The sequence below is a fragment of the uncultured Aquimarina sp. genome (genome assembly GCF_947492405.1).
Lineage (GTDB): Bacteria > Bacteroidota > Bacteroidia > Flavobacteriales > Flavobacteriaceae > Aquimarina.
Genome location: NZ_CANLMP010000009.1, coordinates 58201 through 83526, shown reverse-complemented (window position 1 = coordinate 83526; position 25326 = coordinate 58201). Strand labels below are relative to the sequence as shown.

The 25326-nt window shown below is 33.5% G+C and carries 18 protein-coding genes; 8 read left to right on the top strand and 10 right to left on the bottom strand.

Features of this window, described 5'->3' with window-relative positions:
* The first annotated feature begins 47 nt into the window (after positions 1-47).
* Positions 48-542 carry a DUF192 domain-containing protein gene (locus Q0829_RS25070; protein ID WP_298548216.1) on the top strand — a complete coding sequence of 165 codons (495 nt, stop codon included), beginning with the start codon at positions 48-50 and terminating at the stop codon, positions 540-542.
* 76 nt (positions 543-618) lie between these two features.
* Here Q0829_RS25070 and Q0829_RS25065 read toward each other — a convergent pair whose 3' ends face one another.
* The 7 genes from Q0829_RS25065 to gyrB form a co-directional block, all read right to left on the bottom strand.
* Positions 619-4305 carry a starch-binding protein gene (locus Q0829_RS25065; protein ID WP_298548214.1) on the bottom strand — a complete coding sequence of 1229 codons (3687 nt, stop codon included), beginning with the start codon at positions 4303-4305 and terminating at the stop codon, positions 619-621.
* Positions 4306-4735: 430 nt separating this feature from the next.
* Positions 4736-7777 (bottom strand): protein translocase subunit SecDF, encoded by a 3042-nt coding sequence (gene secDF / locus Q0829_RS25060; protein WP_298548211.1) that lies wholly within the window; start codon positions 7775-7777, stop codon positions 4736-4738.
* Positions 7778-8006: 229 nt separating this feature from the next.
* A complete protein-coding gene (locus Q0829_RS25055; protein WP_298548208.1) occupies positions 8007-8630 on the bottom strand; it encodes a hypothetical protein in 624 nt (207 codons plus the stop codon).
* An 84-nt stretch (positions 8631-8714) separates the two neighbouring features.
* On the bottom strand, positions 8715-9650 hold the full coding sequence (locus Q0829_RS25050; RefSeq protein WP_298548206.1) for a hypothetical protein: 936 nt from the start codon (positions 9648-9650) through the stop codon (positions 8715-8717).
* 94 nt (positions 9651-9744) lie between these two features.
* The gene (gene mdh, locus Q0829_RS25045; RefSeq protein WP_298548204.1) at positions 9745-10671 is read right to left on the bottom strand and encodes a malate dehydrogenase; all 927 of its coding nucleotides are present in this window, start codon (positions 10669-10671) and stop codon (positions 9745-9747) included.
* Positions 10672-10778: 107 nt separating this feature from the next.
* Positions 10779-11780: a DUF6588 family protein gene (locus Q0829_RS25040; RefSeq protein ID WP_366893993.1), complete on the bottom strand. Its 1002-nt coding sequence runs from the start codon at positions 11778-11780 to the stop codon at positions 10779-10781.
* A 180-nt stretch (positions 11781-11960) separates the two neighbouring features.
* Positions 11961-13901: a DNA topoisomerase (ATP-hydrolyzing) subunit B gene (gene gyrB, locus Q0829_RS25035; RefSeq protein ID WP_298548199.1), complete on the bottom strand. Its 1941-nt coding sequence runs from the start codon at positions 13899-13901 to the stop codon at positions 11961-11963.
* 511 nt (positions 13902-14412) lie between these two features.
* On the opposite strand from gyrB, the gene Q0829_RS25030 reads away from it, so the two are divergent.
* Positions 14413-15591 (top strand): M12 family metallopeptidase, encoded by a 1179-nt coding sequence (locus tag Q0829_RS25030; RefSeq protein ID WP_298548196.1) that lies wholly within the window; start codon positions 14413-14415, stop codon positions 15589-15591.
* Positions 15592-15713: 122 nt separating this feature from the next.
* On the opposite strand, the gene asnB is transcribed toward Q0829_RS25030, so the two are convergent.
* A complete protein-coding gene (asnB, locus tag Q0829_RS25025) occupies positions 15714-17399 on the bottom strand; it encodes an asparagine synthase B (protein WP_298548194.1) in 1686 nt (561 codons plus the stop codon).
* A gap of 258 nt (positions 17400-17657) precedes the next feature.
* Here asnB and Q0829_RS25020 point away from each other — a divergent pair, with 258 nt between their 5' ends.
* Positions 17658-18191 carry a DUF2911 domain-containing protein gene (locus Q0829_RS25020; protein WP_298548192.1) on the top strand — a complete coding sequence of 178 codons (534 nt, stop codon included), beginning with the start codon at positions 17658-17660 and terminating at the stop codon, positions 18189-18191.
* 1411 nt (positions 18192-19602) lie between these two features.
* Here the strand turns inward: Q0829_RS25020 and Q0829_RS25015 are convergent.
* Positions 19603-20232, bottom strand: coding sequence for a 7-carboxy-7-deazaguanine synthase QueE (locus Q0829_RS25015; protein WP_298548189.1), 630 nt, complete (start codon positions 20230-20232; stop codon positions 19603-19605).
* A gap of 125 nt (positions 20233-20357) precedes the next feature.
* Entirely contained in the window at positions 20358-20813 is a 456-nt protein-coding gene (locus Q0829_RS25010) for a RidA family protein (RefSeq protein WP_298548186.1), read from the bottom strand.
* A gap of 157 nt (positions 20814-20970) precedes the next feature.
* On the opposite strand from Q0829_RS25010, the gene Q0829_RS25005 reads away from it, so the two are divergent.
* The 5 genes from Q0829_RS25005 to rluF are packed head-to-tail and all read left to right on the top strand — an operon-like array spanning position 20971 to position 25233.
* Positions 20971-22506, top strand: coding sequence for a helicase HerA-like domain-containing protein (locus Q0829_RS25005; protein WP_298548183.1), 1536 nt, complete (start codon positions 20971-20973; stop codon positions 22504-22506).
* Between the two features lie 44 nt (positions 22507-22550).
* Entirely contained in the window at positions 22551-23117 is a 567-nt protein-coding gene (locus Q0829_RS25000) for a hypothetical protein (protein ID WP_298548180.1), read from the top strand.
* Positions 23118-23136: 19 nt separating this feature from the next.
* Positions 23137-23505 (top strand): cupin domain-containing protein, encoded by a 369-nt coding sequence (locus tag Q0829_RS24995; protein ID WP_298548177.1) that lies wholly within the window; start codon positions 23137-23139, stop codon positions 23503-23505.
* The gene (locus tag Q0829_RS24990; RefSeq protein WP_298548175.1) at positions 23502-24341 is read left to right on the top strand and encodes an alpha/beta hydrolase; all 840 of its coding nucleotides are present in this window, start codon (positions 23502-23504) and stop codon (positions 24339-24341) included. The genes Q0829_RS24995 and Q0829_RS24990 overlap by 4 nt, the downstream gene beginning before the upstream one ends.
* A gap of 22 nt (positions 24342-24363) precedes the next feature.
* Positions 24364-25233, top strand: a complete 870-nt coding sequence (gene rluF, locus Q0829_RS24985) for a 23S rRNA pseudouridine(2604) synthase RluF (protein WP_298548173.1) — start codon at positions 24364-24366, stop codon at positions 25231-25233.
* Positions 25234-25326: the final 93 nt, after the last annotated feature.

Genomic DNA, 25326 nt, shown 5'->3' with positions numbered 1-25326 from the left:
TCTAAATAAATTCCGCTATACACCAGAATGACAAAAAGAAAATACTAATGAAAAAAAACATTTTTATAATATTTATAGTTGCTTTTACTTTATCTATTTTTTCTTGTAAGAAAGAAAACGACAAAAAAATTATTACTGAAGAAATACAATTTACTAAAGAGGGAGAGCTTTCTATATATAACCTAAAGGATTCTATTCCAAATCAAATTGTTACTTTGGATATTGAAATTGCCGATAACGACTATGAAAGAGAAACAGGTTTGATGTATCGAAAATCTATGGAAGAAAAAAGAGGCATGCTTTTTATCCAGGAAAACATGAGACCTCAAAGTTTTTATATGAAAAACACTTTAATACCACTGGACATAATCTACATAGATGATCAATATAAGATTGTAAGTTTTCAGAAAAACGCAAAACCACTTGACGAATCGTCATTACCATCTGGAAAACCCGCAAAATATGTTTTAGAAATTAACGCCGGACTATCTGATCAATGGAATTTTAAAGTTGGTGACTCTATATCTTATAAAAAGAGCTAGATTAAGTTATTACATAAAAAAACCCTTGAAAAGAATAACTTTACAAGGGTTTTATCTAGGGATATTCTGAGAAAATTTATTTGATAATTTTCACAACCTTATTCATAGTTTTATTACTGAATTTCACAAAATACATTCCTTTTGCAACATCAAGAGGTATTGATATTGTTCCGTTCTTACTAGATATTGTATCGGAGTAATATAATGCTCCTTTTACATCTCTAACGGTAACATTGAGGGATTTTACTTCTCCTAATAGATTAAAATTAATTTCATTCTGAAAAGGATTAGGGTACGGCGAAGAAATTAGGGTTGTAGCAGTCTCAGGTTGTTTATTTAAAGGATTGCTTACCCAACCATTATCATACCATCCTTCTCCGCATATTTCTAAATCTTCTGTTTGCTGTCCTCCATTAGTACTAAAAATAACTTTTGCACACTCCACACCAGATAATGTATATTCATACCATCCGTCTCCATCTATATCGGTCATCTCGATACCCGGCCAGGAAGTAGTTAAAGATATAGGAGTTGTCTCCCAATAATATAAGGTTACTGGATTCCAATTGGTATTGTTATTATTAAAATGAATTATCAATTCGTCATCAGAAATATCACCTGGACAAGCTGTTGGACACGAATCATACCATTCATTAGTAGATGGATCATACCATCCGTTTGTTGCCCTAGTTAAATCATCCGATTGTCCTCCATTGTTGTTGTTATTAAAAACAATCCCTATTTCAACATTATCTTCAACTAAAAATGAATACCATTGAGAAGATTGTTCTCTATTCATAGGTTTACCAGGCCAATTCCACCCTGGTAAAGGCTGATTAGTATTTTTGTCAAACAAATACACATATACATCATTCCAGCTAGATATATTTCGGTAATAAACTGTGTATGATTGAGTTTCAGCAATATCATAATCTTCAGAAATAATAGAAGACTGACCAATACTATTATAAGCAATAGCTTTTAAAGTAGTATCTTCAGTAAAAGTTAATTCGTTTTGATACAAAGAACTTGAATCTGAAGGTTCTGATCCATCGGTAGTATAATAAATAACTCCTTGATTCGTAGAAGATAAATTTACCGATACGCTACTCTCATAAGATCCTCCCGGAGGAGTAATCGACAATTCTGGCAATCCTAAAACTCCCGGACAATCCGAAGGGCATTGGTCATACCAAATATCTTCTGAATATACATACCAGCCATCTGTGTTTCTAAATTGATCATCCGATTGTTCGCCATTTCCATTTGTAAAAACAAGACCAACTTCTACTGACTCTGCTATCGTTGTTATATACCAAGGAGAATCTTGCTCTTTAGTCATTAATTTGCCTGGCCAATTCCATCCAGGTAACGCCGCATTGTTATTTTTATCAAAAGCATACACATAAACTTGATTCCAATTGGAAGTATTCTTAAAGTGAACATCATAAGAAGGTAGATCACCAAATGTATAATTTCTGGTAATCACTTCTGAAGCGTTTCCATCAGCATCATATGCGATAGCTTTTAGTGTGATAGGTTCGCTATCATTACCTCCAAGACTAAAAGTAGAAGTGTACTGGATACCAGACTGGTTTGGTTCTGATCCATCCGTGGTATAATAAACAACCACTCCACCTGCATCAGCTGTTGTAGATCCTTCCATCATTACAGCAACCGCATCATCATAATTCCCAGAATCAGGAGTAACGGTAAGTGTTACTTCATCACTGTTATTAAATCCTCCAACATACACATGCTGAATAGGTGTTTTAAATACATTCCCCTTAGTATCCACAGCTTCTACATAATAATCTACTAATACATTAGACAGACCTTTAATCTCTGCATAACACAAGTCTGCAATTGCCGTTGGTTCTATAAACAAGTCTATTTCCGGATCTTGTGTTACATTTCCTTTAGGGAATTCTTTCTGTACCATGGAGATACTACTCCAGGAACTCACACCATCTCCACTAGAATATACATCATTCACATTATCGGAAATAGGGTTTACTCCATCATTATCCGTTCTATATTTTAATTCTACTGAAGCCAAACCACTTACATCATGTGCAAATGTCCAAACGTGGAAATCAGAAGTATTCTGAACTTCTTGATATGCATAAATAGGTCCAAAACCCTTTCCTCCTGGATTATATGGAAAACGTTGTGGTATAAATACTGATGGCGGTGTACTATCTTGTTCTGGACTGTCTCCGATTTCAGCTTTCGCGTGCTCTATTGCTATATTACCCGCTAAAGTCTGCTTAACCTCCATATCAATTGCTTTTCCGTAATACATATAACCGCTAGTTAAAGACGGTAAGAAAAAATGCCAAGCTTTTTCTGCATTAGAAGCTCCAAAAGAAGGATCAATAACTTTAGCTAAATCTACTCCTCCACTATTATCTTCTGCTGTTAATACATAGTTTTCTGCAGCAGTAATTACAGCCCAGTTTCTAGCATCCTCAGTCCATCCATCTGGATTGAATCTATAATCTGTAGTATCATATAAAGGCCATAACCAATTAATAAATTGAGGATGTCCCCAATCATTAGCAGCATTAACCCAAGATCCATCTTCTACTTTTACAATATCACTTTCGGGAACCGGATAAGAATTTAAGAATTGTTGTATTGTAGTAGGATCATACCCCTTAGAAGCAGCTTCATTAGCAAATCCAGGAACAGATTCTTGGTAATAACTATCTCCACCTCCCCAAGCATTATCTCCATCATGGGCAAGCAATACAATCGATGGTTGACTTGCATTACTAAAAGGAGCAATATTCGCATCTATTTCTCCTGTTCCCATAGAACTGAATCCATTCTGATAACTTAATAGATCAGCCATAGGAACCACATCCATTTTATATGCTTGACCAGTTTCCGGATCTATATATTGTGCTTTATGTGCTTGATAACAATAAGGAGCAGCAAAAGTTCCTCCTCTTCCATCAATTTGACCTTTCCACCAATTCTGTCCATTAGTAGCTACTTTATCCGCCGCATTAGGTGGATCAATATTAACCCCAGAAGTCCCATAATCTAATGGGTAATCATTTAAAGTACGTGACAAATGACTATTTGCTATAACCGACCATTGAAAACCTTCTTCTACTAAAACCTTTATAATCCTTTCTGAAAAGGAACATTCTGCCGGCCAAAAGCCTTTAGAATATTCTCCCCCAAAAGTTTCAGTCATTATTAATTTATGGGTTTTTAATTCCATTCTCAAAGCACGTTCGCTTATTAATGGTGCTAACGCATGATGAAATGTAAATCCCGTTAAATCCATCCTAGGTTGCCCTCCAGATGTTTTCCAGTTTTTAGCTTCTATAAAATTATTTTCCCATCCCTGACTATATCCCCAAACTCCTGCATCTCCCAAACTATTTACATTTTCTATCAGACAACCTGAATAATTAACTTGTGCACCACCATTTGGTAATCCTAATAAAGTTTGAACAGAATTCTTTGGGCCATACTGATATGCTTTTACGCGGTCATTCTTCCCAAAAATCTCTTCCAAGTTATTTAATGGATGACTTATTCCATCATCATATATATTCCAGGAATCACCAGAAATTTTTAGATTATGAGACTCTAGAACAGTCTGATAGCGGTTAGGGTTTTCTTTACTTTTCTCAGGCCAATAATTAGGCTGTTGCATATGCCACAAATAAGAAGTGTGGACCTGTTGTGCTACTATCCCTGAATAGACAAATAGTAGAACTAAAAATAAGTTAGTGTTTTTCATGAATCTTGTGTGTTAAATATATAATCGTATTGCGCTGCTAACAGCGGTTATATATTCCAACAGCAACTAATCCCTGCAAAGAAAGTTTCCCAAATCTTTTATTTGCAAATAACTTATACATATCATTATGTAAACTAAAACTTTCGATTATAAATAATTACATAATACTAAAAGTCTATAGTTATTATTTTTACATCATGTTTTCAAACTATCAATGATTTAAAAAATTAACTATTTAATGATGATATTTTCAAATGTAGACAATTAAAAAAGTTAATTTCTTATTCCTCTATTACTCAAACGATATAGTGTTAACAAAAAGATTAAGATTCACAAAACTACAATCTATCCATTGGGGAAAATTCCAACAAGAAAAAAGAGCTATATCCTAAAAAGGATACAGCTCTTTTTTATCAAAGTTTCTAGAAAACTACTCTTCAGTCTTCTTCTTTTCTTTTAAACCTACTTTCTTTACTGTATCATACATTACAGGAGTTGCAATGAATAATGAAGAATAGGTACCTACTAGCACACCAATAATTAATGAGAACATAAATCCTCTTAATGGCTCTGCAAAAATAAAGATTGCGATCAATACTAATAAAGTTGTTAATGAGGTATTTAACGTACGACTTAATGTACTGTTTAATGCTCCATTAATATTCTTATCTAATGTCCAGGTCGTATGTTCTGCAAAATATTCACGAATTCTATCAAACACCACCACCGTATCATTCAGCGAGTACCCGATAACCGTTAATATTGCTGCGATAAATGCCTGATCTATTTCCATATTAAATGGCATGAATTTCCAGGTCAATGAGAATACACCTAACACAACCAATACATCATGGAATACTGCAGCTACAGCACCTAAACTAAATTGCCATCTTCTAAATCTAAATAGGATGTATAAGAATACTACGATAAGAGACCCGATCACAGAAATGAAAGCTGCTTGCTGAATATCATCCGCAATAGTAGGTCCAACCTTCATAGAACGCATAATACCCTCTTGTTTATCTTCATCTCCATTAGAAAATTCATCATATGTCATTCCATCGGCTAAATACGGTTTTAATGCTGTAAATAAAGAATTAGCAATTTCAGAATCTACTTCCTCACCTGTTTCATCTACTTTATATTTAGTGGTAATCTTTAACTGATTATTAGCTCCTAAAGTTTTTGCCTGCGCACTACCAAAAACAGCCACTAAATCTTTCTCTACATCCGTAGGTACAACATCCTTAGCAAAACGAACTGTATATGTTCTTCCTCCTACAAAATCAACACCTTCATCTAAACCTTGTCCTGGTGTGAATAGCGATATAAGTCCTCCTACAACTATAATACCAGAAATCACATAAGCTATCTTTCTTTTTCCTAGGAAATTGATGTTTATATTCTTGAATAAATTCTTAGTAGCAGCTGTAGAGAATGCTAATTCTTTACCATTTTTACCGTATCCATCAATAAATAATCTAGTAATGAATATTGCTGTAAATAATGAAGTAAGAATACCTATTAATAAGGTAGTTGCAAATCCTTTAATTGGACCTGTACCAAAGAATAAAAGTATTAAACCAGTAAGTCCCGTGGTAATGTTAGCATCTAATATTGATGATAATGCATTATTGAAACCATCTTTAATTGCATCTACCTGAGATTTACCTTTGGCAAGCTCTTCTTTAATCCTCTCAAAGATAAGTACGTTTGCATCCACAGACATACCTATCGTTAATACGATACCGGCAATACCAGGTAATGTTAATACCGCTTTTAATCCAGCCAATACTCCAAAAATGAACAAAATATTCACTACTAAGGCTACATCAGCAAAAGCTCCCGCTTTTCCATAGTAAAAAATCATCCAAATTAGGATCAATACCAATGCAATACCAAAAGACATAATACCACTATCAATAGCTTCTTGTCCTAAAGATGGTCCTACTACTTCACTCTGAATAATATCTGCTGAAGCGGGTAATTTACCAGCTCTTAAAACATTTGCTAAATCCTGCCCTTCTTCTACGGTAAAGTCTCCAGAAATTTCACTTCTACCTCCGGTAATTGCTCCTTTAGAAACACCAGGCGCAGAATACACAATATTATCTAATACAATTGCAATCTGACCTCTGGTCTGAGAAGCTCTTCCAGTCATTTCTGCCCATTTCTTAGCTCCTTTACCATCCATTTGCATGGTAACTACTACATTATTAACCTGATCATACGATTGAGCCGCATCTGTAATAACACCTCCACTTAATTCTGGAGTATTATCACGATTACCTTTTAATGCATATAAATCTACTCTTTCTCCTTCTTTTTCAGGTTTACTCCAAGCAAACTTCGTATATCTCAAAGCTTGTGGCAATAAAGCTCTAATATCTTTTCTTTCTAGGTACTCATCAAACTGCTCGACATCCTTAAGCGCAACAGAAATCAACGCTCCAGGAACTGATGGAGGGCCTGCTAAATCATTAATAGGATTTACTTGTGCTTCTATATCAGTAGAATCCTCAGAATCAGCTAATAATTTTTCAATCTCTGCATCTGCATCTAATTTTGTAGTATCCTTCTGAACAGTATCTAATACTTTTTCTGAATCAGCAATTTCTGATTCTAAAGTATCTTTTACAACCTCTTCTTTAACTTCTTCTTTATTGTTTTTAGCTTCTAATTCTTTTTTAAGCTTTTCATTCATTCTATTAAGAAAAAGTCCTAATTCTTGAGAACCTTCAACATCCCAGAATTCTAATTGAGCTGTACTCTGTAAAAGTTTCTTAACACGATCTACGTCTTTTGCACCTGGTAATTCTACCAAAATACGGCCAGATTCACCTAAACGTTGGATATTAGGTTGTGTAACTCCAAACTTATCAATACGCTTACGTAATACTTCGAATGCAGAAGTAACAGATTCGTCAATCTTTCTTTTCAGAACCGGTTTTACTACATCATTTGTCATATCAAAAGTGATATCATCACTTAAGTTCTTATTCGCAAAGATATCTGGTGATGCTAATTGCGCATCTGGGATATTTTCAAACTCTGCAAAGAAGTCTTCTACATATGTATTCTGACTATCTTTCTGTGTTTGATCTGCAGCATCTAACGCCTGCACAAAAGCAGGGTTCTTAGAGTTATTAGCCAATCCTTCTAATATATCTCTTACCGAAATCTGTAGAATCACATTAATCCCTCCTTTAAGGTCAAGTCCTTTATTAAGTTCTTTTCCTTTGGCATCATTATAGCTGAAATTCGCAAAAATCGGATCCTTCCCGATAGAATCTAAATAATTTTTCTCTGCTGTTTCTCTTAATTTAGAAGCATCTGCTTCTGGATATTTAGCTAAGGCATAATTCTCAGCTTCCTTTTCTTTTGTGTATGTTAAATATGTGAACGATAATTGGTAAATACATACCAATCCAAATAAAATCGCAAACACTCTAACAAGTCCTTTATTTTGCATTGTTATTTATTTTAGTTAAATCTTCTGAACAAATGATTATTACAATCACTTAAGATTCAACGATTACTAGTTTATTAATATTCTGTTGATTAGAAAGCCTTGTCACAATTTTGACATTGGCTTTATTTTATAAAGTTGAAAGTAGTTCAAAGAAGCAATGATCACTCTTTGTTTTTAACTTTTAAAATTTACTGAAATTAAAGGGTTTTGTAAAATTCGTACCCTTGTACTAAGAAATTGGTCCAGCTCTTACTTCTGGAATCTGGTATGAAGTATTATCAATCCCAATAGCAATTGCCCCATTTACTTTTAAGGCAAGTTCTGTGAGATCATTTCTATTATTGTTACTATTTTCAGTAGCAAAACTATACCCATAAGAACCTGAAGCTCTATTATCTTGTTTTTGCTTTATTTCTAAAACATAGATACCATTAAAATCAGTATTCGCATCTGTGCTTTTCTGGATTTTATAAACATCTAGATTATAATCAGCAGAGTTCTTACCTAGAGGTAATTGATCATTTGATGTATTCTGATCATAAAAAACGTGGTCTAGAGCTACGTGTTGCTCTTCTGAAAGTATTTTTTTTATACTTTCTACATCAGCATCACTATAATAGGATATCTTAAGTTTTCCATTATATAATTCTTCAGATATACGAGTGTTTTTAACTCCGATGGATTCCAATTGCTTCTTTACAATTGTTATCACATTTTGAGCTTCTAAAGAAGTAATCTCAATATCCGTAAATTCCAGAACAATTTCCTGATTAGGTACCACAGTTTGTTGTTGCATTACCACGAGTAATGCAAACGCACTGATTAAAATCTTGAAGTACCATTCCTTCTTCATGCCGCAAATATAGAAAAATTAAAACTGCATTTCTAAAGTCTTCTAATAAATATAAGTCATAATAGTTTCTACGCTAAAAAGCTTCTATTTTATTTTTTTTACTTCAACATTAATTATTTTCATTTTCGGTATAGAACCTGACATTAAGATATTAGCAAAATCCTGCGCTTCTTCTGCTGTAAACTCTCCAGATATTTCAGAACTACCTCCGTGTATTGGCCCAGATGACACACCAGGAGCACTATATACATGATCATTCAAAACTATGGCAATATTAGATCTTTGTTGAAAAACTTTTCCTGTCAAATCTTCCCATTTTTCGGCTCCTTCTTCATTCATTTGCATTGAAATTGCTGGCATGCCCAATGCATTATACGTCGGAAAAGCATCTACCACTACATCACCACTAAGAGCAGGTTTACCTAGTTTGTTTTTCTTAAGAGCATATAATGGAATATATCCTGTCTCTTTTTCTTTTATACCCCATAAAAATTTTATAAATCTCTTTTTTATTGGCAATGCAGACTCAGCTTTTTTAGAAGATATAAATTCATTTACCCAAACAGTATCTTTTTCTGCTACATAAAACAAAACTGCATCTCCTGAATAACCGCCTCCCTTAATCAATTCATAAAATGGGTCATCTTCAGATTCTTTATTGATTTTCGATGCTTCATTAACTTGTACAAAAAAAAGCGACAAATCCTTTGAGTTATACGTTTCATAAAAATCCAATTTCCCTGGATTTATGGTATAACTTTTAAACCTTTCGATTTTATAATGAGTAGCTATTGTAATTTTGATATGATTTTTATTAGGTAATACCGATAGTTCAGGGTTTTTAGTTATTTTTTGTAACCTCTTATTTAACTTTAAAAGGATTAAGTCAATTTGCTTATCAGAATTGATTTTTTCAGGTAATTCTAAAGTCATTTCAATAACCTTATCAGGTTGCGGTCCAAAATCACAAGAACTTACTATCAATAACAACAAAATGGTTCTAATAAAAACTGGGAACATATGTGTATTTTTTAACATTCTCATTTATTCTAAAAACAAAAAGAGCCACTATCTAATAGCGGCTCTTAATTATATCATAACAGGATAAAACTCATTATAGTTCTAACAATCCATTTGTTTTCTTAACTCCTTCTGCACTTTCTGCAAGTTTTGATTTTTCGGCATCACTAAGTTCTATCTCCACTATTTTTTCAATACCATTTCTACCTAATACAACTGGTGCTCCAATACATAAATCATTTAAACCGTATTCACCTTCCAACAAAGTAGAACAAGGGAATATCTTTTTCTGGTCACAAGCAATAGCCTGAACTAACCCAGAAACTGCAGCTCCTGGTGCGTACCAAGCAGAAGTCCCTAACAAACCTGTAAGGGTCGCTCCACCAACTTTAGTATCAGCAGCAACTTGCTCTAAACGATCATCAGATATAAATTCTGAAACTGGCACACTATTTCTAGTTGCTAATCTTGTAAGTGGTACCATACCTTTATCACTATGACCTCCGATAACCATCCCATCTACATCCGAAATAGGAGCTCCTAATGCTTCAGCCAATCTATACTTAAAACGAGCACTATCTAAAGCTCCACCCATACCAATAATTCTATTCTTAGGAAGGTCGGTAGTTTTATGAACAAGATATGTCATTGTATCCATAGGATTACTTACTACAATAATAATTGCGTTTGGAGAATGCTCGATTAAACTAGAAGAAACTGTTTTTACAATCCCTGCATTAATACCAATCAATTCTTCTCTAGTCATTCCTGGTTTACGCGGAATACCTGATGTAATTACAGCAATATCACTTCCTGCAGTTTTAGAATAATCATTGGTAGTTCCTGTAATTTTGGTATCAAATCCATTTAAAGAAGCTGTCTGCATCAAGTCCATTGCTTTACCTTCTGCATATCCTTCTTTGATATCCAATAACACTACTTCTGAAGCAAAATCCTTAATGGCGATATACTCGGCACAACTTGCACCTACTGCACCAGCTCCTACTACTGTAACTTTCATTATCTCTATATATTTTTGATTACTATTAACTTGCTTATTGAATTTCTTCAATATCAGCGCGAAAATACAAATTCTTTAAGGATTTTGTTTGTGAATTCTTAGTTAAATTACCAACCAAAATTCAATCCAATAGAAAGGTTTTGATAGTTCTGAAGTGTATAATCCAAATTTGCTCTGAAGAACCCTAATTTTACATTAGCACCAATAGTTGCTTTAAGACCTGAAGTTTTATTATCTACAGAAATTGGATCTTCTAAAGTTTGTGAAGCCAAAGGTCCATTTATCACTCTATACGTGCCCAAAATATCCGCAGTACTGTTTCCTGTATAATACCCAAAACCTCCATAAAAATTGAATTTAGGAAGTTTAGTAGAAATAATACCACTTACCAATAAGGAATTGGATTTTAATCGTATCTCTTGATCTTCTCCATCTATGCCGCTGTCTGCAGCAAAATCATAAAACCCTCTCACACTTGTATATCCTATTAATCCCGAAACTCTAAACGGAAGTCTTTTCCAAGAAAAAATCCAATCTGTTAATTCATGCTGTACTGCCAAACCATATAAAAAAACTTCCGTATTCTCTCTTACGGCAATTTTTGGCAAAAACCTTGCTTTAACTTCTGTACTTCTAGACACTCCCATGGAAGCCTGAAGAAAACCTGTAGGTGCTATATTAACTTCTTTAGCCCCAATTCCATCAGGAAGCGTCACTTCTACTTGTGCTAATTGACCTTGATTTAAAACTACAACAATATCACCTTGATTACCTCCAAAAGCATTAGCAACTAATTGACTAGAAGGGCCTTCTCTAAATTCTAACCCATCATATTCTGCTATATTTAGAATGAAGGATTGCTTTTCTTCTCTAACAAAAGACAGATTTCCGATAAAACCAACTTCAAAACGCCATAATTTCTTAACCTTAGCCGTTTTATACCAACCGTTAGACATGCTATTTACCAGTGCTTCTCCGGCAGGAGCAAAATAATCCTCACTAAAACGCTGGGCATTTTCTATACCTAATTCTAATAATTGATCTACATTAGTTTGAGAGTATGACACCTGGAATATAAGTATCATAAAAAGTAGTATCGTTTTTTTCATCCGTTTGTATCGTTTTCAATAATCAGATGGAATTCACATAACCATATATTCGAACAATATCGAAGTGCTTTGGCGTGCTCATTTCATAAGATTTGGGTTTTATAGGCGCAACAATATATAAAAAAATCCGCTATACAGTGTACAACGGATTTCATTCTAAACTATTTAGTAACACTTATATTAAGCATCAATATTAGCATAAACAGCATTTTTCTCAATAAATTCTCTACGTGGTGGCACTTCATCACCCATCAACATTGAGAAGATTCTATCAGCTTCAGTTAAATTATCGATAGTTACCTGACGCATTGTTCTAAACTCAGGGTTCATTGTAGTATCCCACAATTGCTCTGCATTCATCTCTCCAAGACCCTTATAACGCTGTATTTTAGAATTTTCTCCAAATTCTTTTACTATAATATCGCGTTGATCATCATTCCAAGCATATTGTTTCTTTGCTCCTTTCTTTACTAAGTATAACGGTGGTGCAGCAATATAAATATGTCCTGCTTCTATCAACTCCTTCATATAACGGAAAAAGAACGTCAAAATTAAGGTAGAGATATGACTACCATCCACATCCGCATCACACATAATCACTATTTTATGGTAGCGTAATTTAGAAAGGTTCAATGCTTTACTATCTTCTTCTGTACCTATAGTAACACCAAGAGCAGTAAATATGTTTTTAATTTCTTCATTCTCAAAGACTTTGTGATGCATTGCTTTTTCTACATTCAGGATCTTACCACGTAATGGAAGAATTGCCTGAAACATACGGTCACGTCCTTGTTTTGCAGTTCCACCTGCCGAATCTCCCTCGACAAGGAATACTTCGCATAAAGCTGGATCTTGCTCTGAACAATCTGATAGTTTACCAGGAAGGCCTCCGATACTCATTACAGTTTTACGCTGTACCATTTCACGAGCTTTCTTAGCTGCATGACGTGCTTGTGCTGCAAGAATAACTTTCTGAACAATGGTTTTAGCATCGTTAGGATTTTCTTCAAGATAGTTTTCTAACATCTCAGAAACTGCTTGAGAAACAGCAGAAGTAACTTCTCTATTTCCTAACTTCGTTTTTGTCTGGCCTTCAAACTGCGGTTCTGCAACTTTTACAGAAACAATTGCTGTCAATCCTTCTCTAAAATCATCACCCGCTACTTCAAACTTCAGTTTATCAAGCATTCCAGAAGCATCAGCATACTTCTTTAATGTAGAAGTAAGTCCTCTTCTAAATCCAGAAAGATGTGTCCCTCCTTCGTGCGTATTAATATTATTTACGTATGAATGTAGATTCTCTGCATAAGAATCATTGTAGATCATGGCAACTTCTACAGGAATATCATTTTTCTCCCCTTCCATAGAAATCACATCTCCAATAATCGCATTACGACTCGTATCTAAGAATTTTACAAATTCTTTTAACCCTTCTTCCGAATGGAAAGTTTCGGAAACATAATTACCTTCATCATCTTTATGACGTTTATCCGTTAAGATAATAGTTATACCTTTATTAAGATATGCTAGTTCGCGCATACGACTTGCTAAGGTGTCATAGTTATATTCTAATGTCTGCTGAAAAATAGTTGCATCAGGTTTAAAAGTAACGATGGTACCATTAAAGTCAGTATCACCAGTAGATTTTACCGGATATAGTGGCTTTCCTCTTTCATATTCCTGCTCCCAAACTTTTCCGTCTTTATGTACAATCGCATGTAAATGGTCAGAAAGTGCGTTCACACAAGAAACCCCAACTCCGTGCAAACCACCTGATACTTTATAAGAATCTTTATCGAATTTACCTCCAGCTCCAATTTTAGTCATTACAACCTCTAAAGCAGATACTCCTTCTTTCTTATGAATACCAACAGGAATACCACGCCCATTGTCCTTAGTAGTAATAGAATTATCTTCATTTATTGTAACATCTATAGCATCACAATGACCAGCAAGCGCTTCGTCAATGGAGTTATCTACTACTTCATATACCAAATGATGCAAACCTCTAGTTCCTACGTCTCCAATATACATCGATGGACGCATGCGCACATGCTCCATTCCCTCTAATGCCTGAATACTATCGGCAGAATAATTATTTTTCTTTGCTTCTTCGCTCATAAATCAGCTTTATTTATTACAATTTTTGGTCAACAAACAAAGATAAAAAAAGAGTGAAATGTTCAAAGTGTTTTATAGGATATGATTTAAAGAGTTATCAACAATTAGTTAAGAACAATACCAGAAAAACAAAAAAACCTCTTAAAAGCGATAAAAACGGTCTTAAAATGGATTTAAGAGTAATTTAATAATTTACTTTCTCTTGAGAAAATTAATCCAACACTTTGTAAATAAACGCGTTAATAAAAAACTCTCTACAAAAAATCGAAGGTAATTTCTTCTTTCAAATTTAATAAACATACTTCATAAGCATGTTTTAGTTAAAAATAAAACTCGTGTTTAAACCTTTTAACGACTACGGTTTCTCAATCAATGCTTACGAATAATAAAAGCTAATCATTTTAAGAGCTTTGTTTACAATATTATTATGACCATCCGTTAGAGTAGCAAAGTAACTACAATGTTAAAACAAATAAAAAGTAAAACACAAACTCAACTAATTTTTTTTAAAATGAAAACTAAAAATCTAGTGAATTTCGGTAAAGCTGCTTTCATCTGTTTAGGACTTTTAGCAAGTTCCTGTACAAACGAAAGTTTTGAAGAAGTATCAGGTACTGAAGAAACCGAATTGATCAAAAAATTCTTTAATGACGATGTTGTATCGGTAAAAGACCTAGGAGACGGAACATTTTTGGGCGGTGATATCATTTATGAATCCAGACAGCTAACAGACCAAAAGATTGGATATGAAGCTAATCCAATTCCAAATGAAGATTTAGACGAAAGGCTAGGTTTCTATAGAGGGGTTCAAAAATGGCCAAATAATACCATCATTTACGTTTTTGACAATAACTTGAGTAACAACCAAAGACAAGTGTCTTTGAATTCCATGCAAGAATGGACTAGTAAAACAAACATCAAGTTCAAAGAAAGAACTAATGAAAATTACTATGTTACCATAACAAATAATGGAGACAACTGTAACTGTGCAAGTGCTAATTTAGGTGTTAATGGTACTCGTGGAAGAATTAATATGGGCGTTAGAACTAGCGAAGTAGTAATGATTCATGAAATTGGTCACACTCTTGGTTACATTCACGAACAAACTCGTTCTGATAGAGATAACCACGTAAGAATTCTTTTTGAAAATATCCAAAATGGCGCTGCAAGTCAGTTTAGAAAAAATGAAAACTCTGTAAACATTGGTGAGTTTGACATCAAATCAACGATGATGTATGGCGCCTATACCTTTAGTAAAAATGGACAACCTACTATCGTTCAATTAGACGGAACTACACACCCAAGAAGAAGACCTGAATTATCTGCAGGAGATATTGCTGGTACAAACCAAGTATATCCAGCCGGAGATGGCGACGGTGGCGGAGACGGCGGTGGCGATGGAGACGGAAACGATATCTGTGAAGGAATTGACGAATGGTCTCCTAATATTAGATATAGTGTTGGTGATAAAGTAACCTACCAAGGATTCCTATATGAAAGAGATTTTAACGGATGGAATCGATTAGGAGAGTGTGGAGACACACAAACAGCTGATATTTGCGAAGGTGTTGATGCTTATAGCAGAAATAGAAGTTATTCTCCTGGTGATCAAGTTACTTATAATGGATACTTATATCTTTTACAAAGTAACAGAAGATGGTCTAACCAAGGTCGCTGCGGAAGCAACTAAGCTATATTGCCCTAATAAAATCATAAAAAAACCCTGAGAAACTTTCTCAGGGTTTTCACATCTCAATTAACTCAACTTTCAGCGACTCAAGCTGAAATCTTTAAATTTCTTCGATATACTATTTATTGAACAACCTCTCCTAATAAGTAAGCGTCATCGTGAACGTTTGCCACAGCTCTTCCACTTGGATCATTCATATTCTTAAAAGCCTCATCCCATTCGAGAGCAATTTTTGTACTACATGCGACAGAAGGCTCTTGCGGAACACTTAATGCTGCTGCGTCACTAGGAAAATGACCTTCGAATATAGATCTATAATAAAATTCTTCTTTATTTTGCGGCGTTTGAATTGGGAACTTAAAATGCGCATTTGCCATTTGCTCATCTGTTACTTCTGTCTCCACTACTTCTTTTAAAGTATCAATCCAACTATATCCGACACCATCAGAGAATTGCTCTTTTTGTCTCCAAGCTACGCTTTCTGGCAAATAAGATTCAAAAGCTTTACGTATTACCCATTTCTCCATTCGTTCTCCATTAATCATTTTATCTTGCGGATTAATACGCATAGCTACATCCATAAATTCTTTATCTAAGAAAGGAACTCTTCCTTCGATTCCCCAAGCTGCCAAAGATTTATTCGCACGCAAACAATCGTACATATGAAGCTTATCTAACTTACGAACAGTCTCTTCATGAAACTCTTTTGCATTCGGTGCTTTATGAAAATATAGATATCCTCCAAATATTTCATCTGCACCTTCACCAGATAGCACCATTTTCACACCCATAGACTTTATCACCCTAGCCATCAAATACATCGGAGTTGACGCTCTAATCGTAGTGATGTCATATGTTTCTAAGTTATATATCACATCCTTAATAGCATCTAATCCTTCTTGGATGGTGAATTTAATTTCATGATGTATCGTTCCTATATGATCAGCCACTTTTTGTGCGGCAGCTAGATCTGGAGAACCTTCTAACCCAACAGAGAAAGAATGCAGTTGTGGCCACCAGGCTTCTTTCGTATCACCAGACTCTACTCTTTTCTCAGAGTACTTCTTAGCTATCGCAGAAGTTACAGAAGAATCTAAACCTCCAGATAACAATACCCCATACGGAACATCAGACATTAATTGTCTATGTACAGCGGCTTCTAATGCATCCCTAACTTCGTCAATACTTGTTTGATTATCTTTTACTGCATCAAAATCCGACCAGTCCCTGATATACCATTTTGTTAATTCCCCCTTCTTACTATCTAAATAATGACCAGGTGGAAATAATTCTATCTTGGTACAAACACCTTCTAGCGCTTTTAATTCAGAAGCCACATAAAAAGTTCCATTTTGATCCCAACCCATATATAAAGGAATAATCCCCATATGATCTCTTGCAATTAAATATGAATCTTGCTCTGCATCATAAAGTGCAAAAGCAAAAATACCATTTAGATCATCTAAAAACCCTGCTCCTTTTTCCTTATATAAAGCTAAAATAACTTCGCAATCAGACTCCGTTTGGAAGTTATATTTCCCTTCAAACTCTCTTCGAATTTCTCCGTGATTATATATTTCGCCATTGGCAGCTAAGACTAACTTCTTATCTTCACTAAACAAAGGTTGTTTACCTGATACAGGATCAACTATTGCTAATCTTTCATGAGCTAAGATTGCTTTTTGATCCGAATAAATACCACTCCAATCCGGACCTCTATGACGTATTCTCTTTGACATTTCCAATAACTGAGGTCTCAAAACCTCTGCTTTTTCTTTTAATTCAAAAGCGCAAACAATTCCACACATATTCTTCTTTTTCTATTAATTGAGAAGTCAAAGATGATATTATAGTTACACTATTTAAATATTAAATCAATAATTGCTTTCAAATTGAAATAAAAAATAACCATTTACATACCAAAAAACAATTTTTATTTCCAAAATTCCACATAAAACTACCAAGTTGTTATTTACCTCTTTTTAACAGAACTTAAAGACAGGATTAACATTTCATATGTATGTTCACATATATCTTTACGACGGTTAAAAATAAAATCACGAATTATGAAAAAATCACTTTTATTCGCAGTTATTATGTTTTTAGGGACTGTAACTAGCATAAATGCTCAAAAGTTTGCAGGTTTACAGAAAAGCCCAACAGATATTTCTTATGCAAAAACAGATAGGAATGCAAAACCAGATATCAAGGTTATTTACAGTAGACCACAGAAAAAAGGGAGAACCATGTTAGGAGACAAAGTACCTTATGGAAAAGTTTGGAGAACAGGAGCTGATGAAGCTACTGAGATAAAACTTTTTAAGGATATGAAATTAGGTGATGGAACAGTAAAAGCCGGAACCTATTCATTGTTTACTATACCTGGAGAAAAAGAATGGACTATTATTCTAAATTCTGATTTAGATGTTTGGGGAGCATATTCTTACAATGATAAAAATGATGTTGCCAAAATAAAAGTTCCAGCAGGAAAAGGTGATGAATTAGAAGCATTTTCTATTGCTTTCAAAAAAGTAGACAAAGGTTATCATATGGTACTAGGATGGGAAACTACTAGAGTAGAAGTTCCTTTTTATAACTAAGTAACAACTACTACATTAAGATAAAAGTAAAGCGAGGTTAAAACTAACCTCGCTTTTATTTTTTTACATTAACCTTTTGACTAGAAAGGTATAATTATTTCACTGAAATAATAACTATCTGTGGATAGCGTGACTAGACGCTCCTGGTAATTCTTTAAGAAAGTCCATGACAATCCTAAAAGTTAATCTGAATTTAGTGTAAAATAGCCCCATAATATTTCCAATTTAATTATTTACAAGATAATACCTAAAAGACTTAAAATCAATTTTTTTAACAAAATATGTAAGTGCTTTTAGATGTAAAGTAATGTTTAATCGATTAAAAACGTAAATTTTATTTATACTAGTAAAATCAATTCCTACACATTCATTGATCTTTACTAGTATATAGCAAAAAATCATTCTTGACAAAACAAAACATTACTATGTTTTTCCCTTTTATAAGCTAACCAATTTAATTACCTATGAATAGCATTACTACATGCAGAAGGCAATTCTTTCAGAAAATTCATTAATGCTTTAACATCAATTGTCATTATACCGTAAAATAACTTCATAATAGTTTGATTTTTAATTTGTTATGCAAAGATAAATCTCTATTACATATGAGTAAAAAAAATTAACATATAGAAATTCAAATTTTAGACATAAAAACACTTATTTCAGATATAAAGACACAATTGAAAAGTACTAATGTTAAATAATGAAGAATTACCCTACAGAAAAAAACATAAAATAAGGGGCTTATCCCCCTGAATTTTTAAGTTATTAGCGCATACTACTCTTAAAGGAGAAAAGAAGTTATATTAAAACACACTTCTTGAGAATATCTGGTATATACTTTATATGGGTAAGTAGAAAGTTTTTCAATTTTGAAATGCTATAGATCATTCAATTATTAATATACTAGAATAATTAGAAAATCTAACACAGCAAATTACATTATAAAAAAGGGATTATCTAATCGACAATCCCTTTTACAATTTTGTAAAATACATAGAATTTGGGTTTTATGTATTATAATTAAATTATTAATGTCTAATTACGTGACTTGAAGCAGAAGGCAACTCCTTAATAAAAGTTATAACAGACTTAAATTGTAAACTTAAAATAGTGTAAAAATTTCTCATAGTAAATTGTTTTTAATTATTTACATAAATTTAACAACTACTTTAATGATTTTCAAACATATATGTTAAAAAAATATCTATTTTTGATAAAAAACGTATTTAAACGATTAAAAACACTTTTTGGGGAATTTTACACCAAATAAAGTAATCCTATTCCTACTTTAATGTAAATAAATTAGGGGGATATTTCCCTTAATTTTACGGTTAAACCATAATCAACTATAAATCAGACGCTTAGTTTTTTCCAAAAAAAGCAAAAAACCGTAATTGAAATGCGTTAATTAAGGAATATTCAGGTACTTATGAGTCTGTAATGACACCTTCCACTTAGGGTTTTCCATCACATAATCTACTATTAACGGAATCACCTTATCTCTAACGCTCCATTCTGGCTGTAGATACAACACACAATTCTCCGAAACTTGTGCTGCTTGCTCTTCTGCAAAATCAAAATCATTTTTATTATAAACGATGCATTTAAGCTCGTGAGCTTCGTTATATATTTCCGGTTTAGGAAGCTTTACTTTTTTTGGTGATAAACATATCCAATCCCAATGACCTGTAAGCGGATAGGCTCCTGATGTTTCAATATGGGTTTGAGCACCTTTACTTTTTAGCCCCTTAGTAAGTTCTGTCATATCCCAAGTTAGCGGTTCTCCTCCTGTAACCACTACTACATTGCTATATTTTACTGCATTTTCTACAATAATATCTGTTGTAGTAGGCGGATGTAAATCTGCGTTCCAACTTTCTTTTACATCACACCAATGACATCCAACATCACAGCCACCAATTCTTACAAAGTAAGCAGCAGTACCTTTATGGTACCCTTCTCCTTGTATAGTATAAAACTCTTCCATAAGTGGAAGCATTTTACCTTCATTCACCAATTTCTCTGTACTTTCTTGCATAAGGCTGCAAAGGTAGATAATAAATTACGAAAGATGAATGACGAACTACGAATCTTAAAATAAGATTACTAACTTAAAAAATTGTATACAATAGTCATAGAAAAAATGCTTATTCTATAAGCTCTCTATTCCGATTTAGCAGCGATACACTCTATTTCGATCTTTGCCCCTACTGCTAAACCTTTGGCCGCAAAAGTAGTTCTTGCAGGCTTTTGAGGAAAGTACGCCTTATAAACTTCGTTAAACGCTACAAAATCTTTTATATCTGCAAGTACAACCGTACACTTAACTACATTATTCATATCCATATTATGATGCTTTAATACAGCTTTGATATTCTCTAGAGTTTGTTTTGTTTCTTCTGTTATACCTCCAGTTACTAATTTACGTGTCGAGTGATTCATTCCGATCTGACCAGAAAGAAAATATAAATCTCCTACTTGTACAATATCAGAAAACGGAGCATTTTCTTTTTTAGGTTCATGAGTTTTATGAAAAACAATTGAAGTTCCTGAATCAGAACGGTTACTACAACTAATAGAAAAGGTAATTATGATTATTATTACATATATCTTTTTCATTATACTAGAGATTATAATTTGTAACCTATAAAAGTAAACTATAATTTTCTACACTTCTGCTTATTAAATTAAAAATTATAAATTTATCGAAAACAAAATCATATTCATTTCGATAGAATACGTAAGATTCCTATTTTTATCAAAATTTACATCAATTATGAGTAGTAATCAGGATTTTTTTGATCATATAAATAAAGGATATACTACCAAAGGTGATTATATCGCCTTAGGGGCAGCAATGCATAATGGAGAAACTGTCACAAATGCTCACGTTAAGATTCCGCTAAAAACATTAAATAGACATGGACTTATTGCTGGTGCTACTGGAACTGGTAAAACTAAAACACTGCAAGTTCTCGCAGAGAATCTAAGCGAAAAAGGCATACCAGTGCTTCTTATGGATATTAAAGGTGATCTTAGTGGATTAGCTGCTGCTAGTCCAGGTCATCCAAAAATTGATGAACGACACGAAAAAATAGGAATTCCATTCGAAGCAAAAGATTTTCCAGTAGAAATTCTCTCTTTATCAGAGCAAGATGGAGTTAGACTTAGAGCAACAGTAAGTGAATTTGGTCCGGTTTTATTTTCCAGGATATTAGATGTTACTGAAACACAAGCGGGTATTATTTCTATTATTTTTAAATATTGTGACGACAACAAACTACCACTTCTAGATTTAAAAGATCTTAAAAAAGTACTTCAGTTTGCTACTCGAGAGGGAAAAGAAGAGTTAGAAAAAGACTATGGAAGAATTTCTACAGCATCTACAGGTTCTATACTTCGTAAAATAGTAGCATTAGAACAACAAGGAGCTGATGCATTTTTTGGAGAAAGGTCTTTTGATGTACAAGATTTATGTAGAGTCGATGATGATGGTAGAGGTTTTATTAATATACTACGATTAACTGATATCCAGGATAAGCCTAAACTATTCTCCACATTTATGCTTAGTCTTCTGGCAGAAGTGTATAGTACGTTTCCGGAACAAGGGGATAGCGGAAGACCTGAATTGATAATTTTTCTGGATGAAGCGCATTTGATATTTAAGCAAGCTTCTAATGCTCTTATGGACCAAATAGAAAGTATTGTAAAGTTAATACGCTCTAAAGGAGTTGGTCTTTATTTTGTTACTCAGAACCCTACAGATGTTCCTGATGGTGTTTTAGGTCAACTAGGACTTAAAGTCCAGCATGCCTTAAGAGCATTTACTGCAAAAGATCGTAAAGCCATCAAGCTTACCGCAGAAAACTATCCAATTTCTGAATATTATGACACTAAAGAAATACTAACATCGTTAGGTATTGGAGAAGCTTTGGTATCCGCTCTTGATGAAAAAGGTCGCCCGACACCGCTTGCAGCAACTATGCTTAGAGCACCTATGAGTAGGATGGATATCCTTTCAGAAAGTGAGCTAAAAAAATTATTAAAAAAATCTACACTTTCTAAAAAATACAATGAAGATATTGATCGAGAAAGTGCCTATGAGATTCTTAATGAAAAAATAGAAAAAGCGGAAGCGGAAGAAGCCAAAGCCGCTGCAAAAAAAGAACGAGAAAAACTTAATCGAAAATCATCAAGTTCACGTTCAGGAAGAAGAAGATCCAGTACTACGGAAAAAGCTGTTATCAAAGTACTAACAAGTGCTACTTTTATTAGAGGAGCACTGGGAGTTCTAAATAAATTATTGCGCTAAATACAACACAAATTTTTGTTTAATCTTAGGATAATTAACTCATTATGTCTAAAAAAATTAGCTACCTATTACTTATTGGTATAACGATATTAAGTTGTCAGAATGACAAAAAGCAAGATCCTTTCGAAATTTCTTATAATAGAATAGGAAAACTAACCAATACTATAAAAGTAAATCAATTAGATTCAATCTACGCAAGTGATTCTATCGTAAAAAACTCTAAAAACAGCCAATTCTTAAATGTTTCTAACACGATTGAAATTTATGAAAAAGGTGGAGCTAAACTATTATCTATAGAACCCAGAGAAGAAAACGATCCATCATCAGTGATCGAAAGCGTTCAGGTTATCGACCCTAGATATAAAACTGTATCGGGATTATCTGTGGATGGAGTTTTTAAAGATATTAAAGACAATTACAGTATTACCAAAATTAATAATACACTAAGTGCTGCTGTTATATTCGTTGATAGTATACAAGCATCTATAACTATTGATAAAAAAGAATTACCCAGTGAACTTAAGTTTACTACTGATAAAAAAATTGATGCTTCGCAAATACCAGATTCTGCAACAATTAAGCATTTCATCATTAACTGGGATGCTAATTAAATTTTGACGATTTAGTCCTATGAGTAAGAAATATCATATTCAGAAATCACCATTTGTAGTACCTACCACAGATGGAAAATTAATAGAAGAGCATTTTGGAAAAGCAACAGACGGCAATTCTCAGGTTAGTATTGCACATATGATCGCTCCACCCGGTTGGAGCGAACCGTTCCAAACACCTGAATTTGATGAATATACTTATATCATTAGCGGAAAAAAACAATTTATCATAGATGGAGAAAAAGTAGTGTTAGAATCTGGGCAGTCTATTAAAATTGAAAAAAACACCAGAATCCAATATGCTAACCCTTTCGAATCAGCTTGCGAGTATATTTCGATTTGCATTCCAGCATTTTCTATAGAGTCTGTACATAGAGAAGAATTATGAAGGAAAAGCTAAAAAAGTATATCCCGATTTTGATCGGAAAACGACTTTTACTCTTGTTTTTTTTTAATCAAAAAAAGGCATTACATAAAGCCTACATTTTATTCTCTACTCCATTAAAAGGAAAAGTGTTGCCAGATCAGGAATATTTTCTGGAAGAAGCAGAAGATGAAGTTATTTCTGTAAATGGAAATTATTTACAAACCTATCGCTGGCCTAATATGGGTGAAACAATATTAATGGTGCATGGATGGGATAGTAATAGTCATAGATGGAAAACACTTATCGAAAAACTACATCAACAAAACTATAATATCATAGCTTTTGATGCACCTGCACACGGTAATTCTTCTGGTAAAACACTGAGTGTTCCTCTGTACGCAGAATGCCTCCAAAAAATAGTAGAACTGTACCGCCCTAATTATATTATTGGTCATTCTGTTGGTGGAATGACTACTATATTTCATCAATTTAGGTTTCCAAATCTCGAAATAGAAAAATTAGTTGTACTTGCTCCTCCTACAGAATTATCTGTGATTATGGAAGGATATCAAAAGACCCTCAAACTATCTGATAAATTTATGGGAGCTCTAAGCCAATATTTCAAGGATCAGTTTGGATTTCATTTTGAAGAGTTTTCTATTGCGGAATTTGCAAAAAATCTAAAACATCCAGGATTATTGATACATGATAAACACGATGATATAGCTCCACATTCTGGTGCAGAGAAGATTCACAAAAACTGGAGTACTGCAAAATTTATTACTACGGAGGATTTTGGACACTCGTTATTTTTTGATGAAGTCGATGATATGATCATCGATTTTTTGAAAGATTAAATTTTATGATCACCTTTGCACTGTGGAAAACTCTAATCTTACAAGACTCAATAAATTTCTTAGCGAAGTTGGATACTGTTCTCGAAGAGAAGCAGATAAATTGATTGATCAAGGTCGCGTTACTATAAACGGTAAAGTACCAGAAATGGGTACGAAAGTAGCTCTTGGAGATGAAGTTCGGGTTGACGGCGAAATCATCAATAAGCCTAAAGAAAAACACGTATATCTTGCTTTTCATAAACCCATTGGAATTGTTTGCACCACTGCTCAAAATGAAAAAGATAATATTATTGACTACATCAATTATCCAAAACGTATTTTTCCTATCGGTCGGTTAGATAAACCCAGTGAAGGTCTGATTCTACTGACGAGCGATGGAGATATTGTCAATAAAATACTTAGAGCCAGAAATAATCACGAGAAGGAGTATATTGTTACAGTAAACAAATTAATCAGTCCTCAATTTATCAAAAGAATGGGAAACGGCATTCCTATTTTAGATACGGTAACCCGTAAATGCGAAGTTGAACAGATTAATAAATACGATTTTAGAATCGTACTTACTCAAGGATTAAATAGACAGATTCGAAGAATGTGTGAATACCTGGGGTATGAAGTAACTAGATTGAAAAGAATTCGTATCATGAATATATCTTTAGATACTCCAGTGGGCAAATGGCGATACCTAACAGAAAAAGAATTACAGATTATCAATTCTGATGTTGGAGACTCTAGCAAAACTGAAGAAGCTTCTGTTATCGAAGAAAAAAAACCAAAAAGACAACGAAATAATCCAAAAAGTTTCAATAGTAAATACCACAATAGAAAAAGTTCTAATGACAAAGATTCTTTGGCTTCAAAAAAAAGAAAGCGAAGTGATCGAAGGCGTTAAAACGTGTTGTTAATTATATCTTAATTATTAATCTCTTGTATTTATAAATATTTCAAAATAGGTAAATTACCTTACTAATCAATTCATAAATAT

Excerpts from the sequence above, each read along its gene's own strand:
- Q0829_RS25065 (WP_298548214.1), bottom strand. The coding sequence starts at position 4,305 with ATGAAAAACACTAACTTATTTTTAGTTCTACTATTTGTCTATTCAGGG.
- asnB (WP_298548194.1), bottom strand. The coding sequence starts at position 17,399 with ATGTGTGGAATTGTTTGCGCTTTTGAATTAAAAGAAAAAGCAGAGGTT.
- Q0829_RS24990 (WP_298548175.1), top strand. The coding sequence starts at position 23,502 with ATGAAGGAAAAGCTAAAAAAGTATATCCCGATTTTGATCGGAAAACGA.
- Q0829_RS25040 (WP_366893993.1), bottom strand. The coding sequence starts at position 11,780 with ATGAAAAAAACGATACTACTTTTTATGATACTTATATTCCAGGTGTCA.
- Q0829_RS24995 (WP_298548177.1), top strand. The coding sequence starts at position 23,137 with ATGAGTAAGAAATATCATATTCAGAAATCACCATTTGTAGTACCTACC.
- Q0829_RS25015 (WP_298548189.1), bottom strand. The coding sequence starts at position 20,232 with ATGCAAGAAAGTACAGAGAAATTGGTGAATGAAGGTAAAATGCTTCCA.
- Q0829_RS25010 (WP_298548186.1), bottom strand. The coding sequence starts at position 20,813 with ATGAAAAAGATATATGTAATAATAATCATAATTACCTTTTCTATTAGT.
- mdh (WP_298548204.1), bottom strand. The coding sequence starts at position 10,671 with ATGAAAGTTACAGTAGTAGGAGCTGGTGCAGTAGGTGCAAGTTGTGCC.
- Q0829_RS25050 (WP_298548206.1), bottom strand. The coding sequence starts at position 9,650 with ATGTTCCCAGTTTTTATTAGAACCATTTTGTTGTTATTGATAGTAAGT.
- Q0829_RS25005 (WP_298548183.1), top strand. The coding sequence starts at position 20,971 with ATGAGTAGTAATCAGGATTTTTTTGATCATATAAATAAAGGATATACT.
- Q0829_RS25070 (WP_298548216.1), top strand. The coding sequence starts at position 48 with ATGAAAAAAAACATTTTTATAATATTTATAGTTGCTTTTACTTTATCT.
- gyrB (WP_298548199.1), bottom strand. The coding sequence starts at position 13,901 with ATGAGCGAAGAAGCAAAGAAAAATAATTATTCTGCCGATAGTATTCAG.
- Q0829_RS25000 (WP_298548180.1), top strand. The coding sequence starts at position 22,551 with ATGTCTAAAAAAATTAGCTACCTATTACTTATTGGTATAACGATATTA.
- Q0829_RS25055 (WP_298548208.1), bottom strand. The coding sequence starts at position 8,630 with ATGAAGAAGGAATGGTACTTCAAGATTTTAATCAGTGCGTTTGCATTA.
- Q0829_RS25020 (WP_298548192.1), top strand. The coding sequence starts at position 17,658 with ATGAAAAAATCACTTTTATTCGCAGTTATTATGTTTTTAGGGACTGTA.
- secDF (WP_298548211.1), bottom strand. The coding sequence starts at position 7,777 with ATGCAAAATAAAGGACTTGTTAGAGTGTTTGCGATTTTATTTGGATTG.
- Q0829_RS25030 (WP_298548196.1), top strand. The coding sequence starts at position 14,413 with ATGAAAACTAAAAATCTAGTGAATTTCGGTAAAGCTGCTTTCATCTGT.